Source organism: Paenibacillus sp. CMAA1364 (assembly GCF_054373195.1).
Genome location: NZ_JBITNB010000048.1, coordinates 1 through 5,402, shown reverse-complemented (window position 1 = coordinate 5,402; position 5,402 = coordinate 1). Strand labels below are relative to the sequence as shown.

7 protein-coding genes and 2 pseudogenes are annotated in these 5,402 nt (G+C 43.2%); 2 read left to right on the top strand and 7 right to left on the bottom strand.

The window, feature by feature from the left end; all coding sequences use genetic code 11:
• Nucleotides 1-49: 49 nt before the first annotated feature.
• The 5 genes and pseudogenes from ACH8E3_RS16550 to ACH8E3_RS16530 form a co-directional block, all read right to left on the bottom strand.
• Nucleotides 50-763: a hypothetical protein gene (locus ACH8E3_RS16550; RefSeq protein ID WP_458633747.1), complete on the bottom strand. Its 714-nt coding sequence runs from the start codon at nt 761-763 to the stop codon at nt 50-52.
• The gene (locus ACH8E3_RS16545; RefSeq protein WP_458633749.1) at nt 760-1,041 is read right to left on the bottom strand and encodes a winged helix-turn-helix domain-containing protein; all 282 of its coding nucleotides are present in this window, start codon (nt 1,039-1,041) and stop codon (nt 760-762) included. Before ACH8E3_RS16545 ends, ACH8E3_RS16550 begins: the two co-directional genes overlap by 4 nt.
• A 50-nt stretch (nt 1,042-1,091) precedes the next feature.
• A pseudogene (locus ACH8E3_RS16540) lies at nt 1,092-1,191 on the bottom strand (DNA-binding response regulator); the annotation flags it as partial.
• A pseudogene (locus tag ACH8E3_RS16535) lies at nt 1,168-1,395 on the bottom strand (response regulator); the annotation flags it as partial. The pseudogenes ACH8E3_RS16535 and ACH8E3_RS16540, both read right to left, overlap by 24 nt.
• Nucleotides 1,396-1,757: 362 nt before the next feature.
• A complete protein-coding gene (locus tag ACH8E3_RS16530; protein ID WP_458633746.1) occupies nt 1,758-2,297 on the bottom strand; it encodes a hypothetical protein in 540 nt (179 codons plus the stop codon).
• Nucleotides 2,298-2,520: 223 nt separating this feature from the next.
• Here ACH8E3_RS16530 and ACH8E3_RS16525 point away from each other — a divergent pair, with 223 nt between their 5' ends.
• Nucleotides 2,521-2,694, top strand: a complete 174-nt coding sequence (locus tag ACH8E3_RS16525) for a hypothetical protein (RefSeq protein WP_458633745.1) — start codon at nt 2,521-2,523, stop codon at nt 2,692-2,694.
• Nucleotides 2,695-2,861: 167 nt separating this feature from the next.
• On the opposite strand, the gene ACH8E3_RS16520 is transcribed toward ACH8E3_RS16525, so the two are convergent.
• Nucleotides 2,862-3,068 (bottom strand): hypothetical protein, encoded by a 207-nt coding sequence (locus ACH8E3_RS16520; protein ID WP_458633744.1) that lies wholly within the window; start codon nt 3,066-3,068, stop codon nt 2,862-2,864.
• 261 nt (nt 3,069-3,329) lie between these two features.
• On the opposite strand from ACH8E3_RS16520, the gene ACH8E3_RS16515 reads away from it, so the two are divergent.
• Entirely contained in the window at nt 3,330-5,129 is a 1,800-nt protein-coding gene (locus ACH8E3_RS16515; RefSeq protein ID WP_458633743.1) for an S-layer homology domain-containing protein, read from the top strand.
• A 185-nt stretch (nt 5,130-5,314) separates the two neighbouring features.
• On the opposite strand, the gene ACH8E3_RS16510 is transcribed toward ACH8E3_RS16515, so the two are convergent.
• Complete coding sequence (locus ACH8E3_RS16510) at nt 5,315-5,392, bottom strand: hypothetical protein (RefSeq protein WP_458633748.1); 78 nt, start codon at nt 5,390-5,392, stop codon at nt 5,315-5,317.
• Nucleotides 5,393-5,402: the final 10 nt, after the last annotated feature.

Sequence of the window (5,402 nt, the reverse complement as noted above, 5' to 3'; positions counted from 1 at the left end):
ATCAAATAACTACATAAGTTCTATAGAATCGCGACAACTATCTTGACAACTACCGGCCTTGATTCTGAATACGGTGTGCCATGGCATTATAATGCGCGGTGAGCTGGCTAATTTCATCGCTTTTCGTGTCTTCTAGTACAGTAATTTCACTTTGGAGGTTAAGCTGTCCTATAGCATGATTAAGCTTACTGATTCGTTTATTCATGGAAGAGAAGAACCCTAAAGATAGTAGATAGGGAATTAATAAAGCAACAATTAACGGTAGCATAAAAGTAGACATGGCTTTAAAAGTTCGCATGAAGAAGTAAACTTGCCCATTTTTCATATCCCCGCTGGATAAGCTCATCAATAAATAATAGGGTTGATCCTCTTGGCTAATAGAGTAAGTAAGTGTAATCGGTTCATCGACCCCCCATAGGTTCTGAGGCATATGGAGCATTCGATTTGCAAGCTGCCCGAAATCATAGGTTTTCTTTTCTCCGAAGGTATCATAAATCGTCGATCCATCTGCTGCAATCCATTCATAACGAATATCAGGATGGTTGCTATGAGCATCATCCAGTATTGGCGCTATGTCTGCGATATCAAAAGCTTGACGCATAGCAATTGTTTCAAGGACTTCTTGCGAGATGGCGTTCAGGCTATTCAGATTATGACCCTTATCACCTATTTTGCCCATAATGAGGGCAAGAGAAGCAAACACAAGAATACTCAGGATTACACTAATGAGCATAAGTAGCCAAAGCTTTGTTCGACTTTTCATTGTCCATCACCTGAGAATCTATAACCGATTCCACGTATGGTGTGAAGGTAATGAGGTGAGTGCTCCGTGGGCTCAAGGATGCTTCGCAGTTTGCTTATAAAGACACTTAAATTGTTATCATCAAAGTTTTCATGATTCCACACCTGTTTGTAAATTTCCCTTTTGGTTAAAACGCGGTCTGGATTCTGCATGAACATTTCTAAAAGTCGGCATTCTACCGGGGTTACAGAAAATGAAGTCCCATCATTTTGGAAAAGATAATTATCGATATCCAGCATTAATCTATTTAAACGTAGAATCTTGGCAGGATAAGAAAAATGAGGGCGATGTCTTCTTATCTGTGCTTGCACGCGAGCAACCAATTCCACTGGGCTGAAAGGCTTTGTGACATAATCATCTGCACCTAATCCGAGCGTCAGAATTTTGTCTTGCACTTCTCGTCTTGCACTAAGCGCAATGACTAACGATTTAGAATTCGCATCTCGTAAATATTGCAGCACCTCAAACCCGTTGCCATCATCCATCATGAGGTCCAGTATCAATAATTCAATCGTATATTTCTGTAACAATTCAATAGCTTGTCGTCCAGAACTGGCTTCAATGACTTGCAGTTCTGCTTGTTCTAAGTGCATTCGAATTAACTGACGAATTTCGGGTTCATCATCTACAATTAAAATTTTAATAATGGTGAATCATTCCTCCTACGTAAGTGACATGAAACCAATATTGATCATGATCAAATCATAACAATAATAAATAGAGAAATACATATTTTATAACATTCATTAAGAAATCATTAAGAAAAGTACGTTTTTATTATGTTAGAGTAAAAATAAATGATTTTTGAGTCAACTAATAGCCTCTCGGAATTAGAAGGGTTGTAAATGGGGTTTTGACGGGAAGACCACTCCGGAGGCCTGGAAAATATGGATAATGAAAGCCAGTTTCAAAAATGGGCAGACTCCACCAATCTTCCAATCGAGGATTTTTGTAATTAAGATGCCGAATGGTAAATCACGGATTTGAGTTTGTCCCATTCTTCTTTCTGGTTTACGTACCATGCATCCATGTGCTGGCAGATCATAATCCCGTAAAGACGCATGTACCACATCATCGTCGAACGATGTCTTCCAGATTTGAGTTTGTAGTCAATTTTCTCGCGCTTGTTGGAACGCTCAATGGACGTCCGGCGCTTATAGATCTTCTTCCACTCCTGCGATCCGCGAACAGTTTTGGGGAAGAGACGTAGGTTATCGCTGCTGTTCGTGTGGTACGTCCTACCGTATTTAGCTTTCGAGCAACCGCAGGATGGCGTACATCTCCACTTTCGGTGATTCTGGGATTTACCGAATCCATTGGACTTCATCTCATTTCCCTTCGGGCAAATGGGAACGCCCGTAGGCGAAATTTGGATGTCGCTGTTCGTAGCCGTATTCTTCTTACTGCGATTATTTAGATCAATAAAAGGTTCGATGTCCTGATGATCCAGAAGCAGATAAATCGCTTCGGCATCATGAGCGGCGTCGAGAAGCATTTTATCTACCGTGCCCAAGGTGAATCGTTGCTTGAATTCGACCGTGCTCATGACCAAACTGATCGCATCATGCCGAGAAGCAGGATGCAGTCTGGGATACAAGGGTAAATCATGTTGGCTATCTGCAGCAGAAGCCATATACAAGTGGTATCCGTTAAAGTACCTTTCTATGTAGCTGTCTCAGCCCGAATCGCAATCGGGCTGGGAGTAAAGACGATGATGGTTGCAATCGGCAAGGCCTTGGGCGCGACAATCGCAAGTGGATTTGCTTCGGGTATGTGCGGAAGTCACGATCGGGGTTCCATCTCCAGCCGTGCTAAGTGCCGTTACATCCCCGGGCAAACCTAAACTGGCGGATACTGAAAGAATCTGGGATTGGAAGAAATCAAATAAATGATCTGCAGGCAAGTCTGTTTTGCTAGTGCCGCGGCGCAACATCCACGCCACTAAACGCTTGACTCTACCAAGTTTGGAGATCGGCGCCTTTTCACCCTTCTTGCCTTTCTTGGGTTTAGGCTTTTGTTTGGGTAACTTCTTGGGCTTTAAGTTTTTATCTACAGCAGGTCAGAGACGCTTGAAAAAATCGTAGAACGTACCGACGCCTGGAAGGTCGTCAAAGGCGAAGCCGCTGAGAATGGCGTAAATGGGCGTACGCTTCATGATGTTTACCCAATCCTTGTGAAGTAACACCATGCCGGGTCCACCGTAGCTACGAATTTGTTGTAAGACGAAATATTGGTAGTCCGAGTGGGGAACAAAAGTAGGTTTCATAAGTAACGCTCCAATCACGTGTAGTAGGTTGGAAAAAGCAACCCCTTCAAACGCGATTTTGGAAAAATGGATAAAAAGTCAAGCTTTTTCAGTGAAATCCGCCACAAAACTCAAGTTATTTTCCAATTAGTTTTGTGGCTGAAATAAAAAGTCCCCCTACGAAAGTAGGAGGAAAGTAGTTTGGGTGGTGCAAGGAAACCCTTGCCTCATCTACCTCGGCGAATACCGAGAGGCTATTTCACTTATAGGAGGAATATTAGAATGATTAGAAAAGTTATGAAAGTAGGACGAACATCCATATTGGTAGTCACATTACTGTTGTCAACGATGACGGGGGCATTCGCTACATCTAGTACGGACAGTGCGGGTGAGAGTAGCCTCAACAGCACGAATAATCCAAACCAACCGGATCCGAATCCAAACCAACCAGATCCGAATCCAAACCGACCAGATCCAAACCCAAACCAACCAGATCCGATCCCAAACCAACCGGCCCCGGTTCCGAACAATCCGAAACCAAATCCGACCCCGATCAGCGCTAATATAAAATCGGAAGTATCATTTTTGGTGGATGGTCAGCCTGTAAGTTTAGGAACGGTAACGGATTCTGTAGTCGATGGTCAGACAGTTACTACGGTTTCTTTGAATTCAGAGATGGTAGATAGCGTGCTTGCAGCAGGAGTTAACAATGATGTAATAGCAATTCCGGTGAATACCGACAGTGATGTAGTGGTCGTCGGATTGCATGGCGCAGCGGTCACAGCCTTAGGGGAACAGCGGGTCAGCTTGGATGTTATGACGTCATTCGCTTCCTATAATGTTCCAATGCGTTCAATCAACATGGATGATATCATAATTCAATTCGGACCTACTGTGAAGCCTGAAGATGTTACGCTTGAAATAATAATGGCTCAGCCCACAGCTAAAGTTATGGCAGGGATCTCGAACACTATAGCAAACCTAGGGGGCGAGATGGTTGGAAGTCCAGTATCGTTTGAAGTGGGTGCATTTACTACGAATGCTGTAGCTTTTTTGGAACAGAGAGCTCCAACTATACCTTTAAATAATTTCAATGAATATATAGAGAGAAGGTGGCCGTCAGTAGCAGCATCACCATCAGGAACATCAAACCCAGCAGGAGGAATAACAGTAGCAGGACTTCCAGTCTCCACTATGGTAGGAGGGGTCTTAGAACCGGATGGCTCCGTCCGTCCTGTACCATTAAGATATGATGATGAATTCCGCCCAGACGGAGGAACATTGCAAGCTGATGGAAGCATTCTATATCCAGCACCTCCGAAGGGGAAAGCAGATAAAGCTGAAGCAGAAGAGCGTAGGCTTGCAGCTGCTCAAGCTATGTTTGACGGAGGAACAGTTCGACCTGATGGAAGTATTTTGATGCCACCATCAAAGGACCCTGTAGATAAAACGGGTAAAGGCTCAGTAACACTAAGTAGTAAAACAAACAGCACATATGTCGTCTTCACTAAATCAGTTACATTTGATGATGTTAAAAGTCATTGGGCGAAGGATACCATTAATGAAATGGGCTCGCGTATGATTGTAAGTGGAACTGCTGACGGTAAGTTTAACCCTAATCAGCAAGCTACCCGCGCGGAGTTCGCAGATTTTATGGTTCGAGGACTGGGATTGAAGCTGGAAAAAGGGAATACGAAGTTCTCTGATATTAAAGCAACCGACAAGTATAATGATGTAATCAAGACAGCGAACGCTCATGGATTAATTAATGGCTTTGAGGACGGCACATTCCGTCCGAATGATAAGATTACAAGAGAACAAGCGATGACCATCATGTCCGTAGCCATGGACATGACGGGCTTGAAGAATACACTACCTGCGCAAAAGGCAAACGAAAAGCTAGGATCATTTACTGATGCAACAACGATTTCGAAGTGGGCAAAGAAGGGCGTAACTGAAAGCTTGCAAGCGGGTATTTTTTCTGGTAAAACGAGTACCCAGCTTGCACCTAAAGAGTTTATAACTAGAGCTGAGGTAGCAGTCATCATCAAGCGTCTGTTACAAAATTCTAAATTGATTTAATTGAACTCATCTCATGCATATGGGCGATAAAGAGTGGTTGAATGGCAAGTAACAGAATGTAGAATTAGAATACATCGCAAAGGGGGGGTATACTGAAGTGCTCCCCGTCAAGTGGACAGTGTGAAAAACAAAAACAATAGATTTATTTTCCTCAGCTCGTTTTAACAGAGCTGGGTTCTTTTTCGTTACATTGCTCTTCGACATTCGTTAGGCGACAGGCCATCCAAGCATTCTGTATAGCGGTAGTTGTTGTAATAGCGGATATATTCGCTA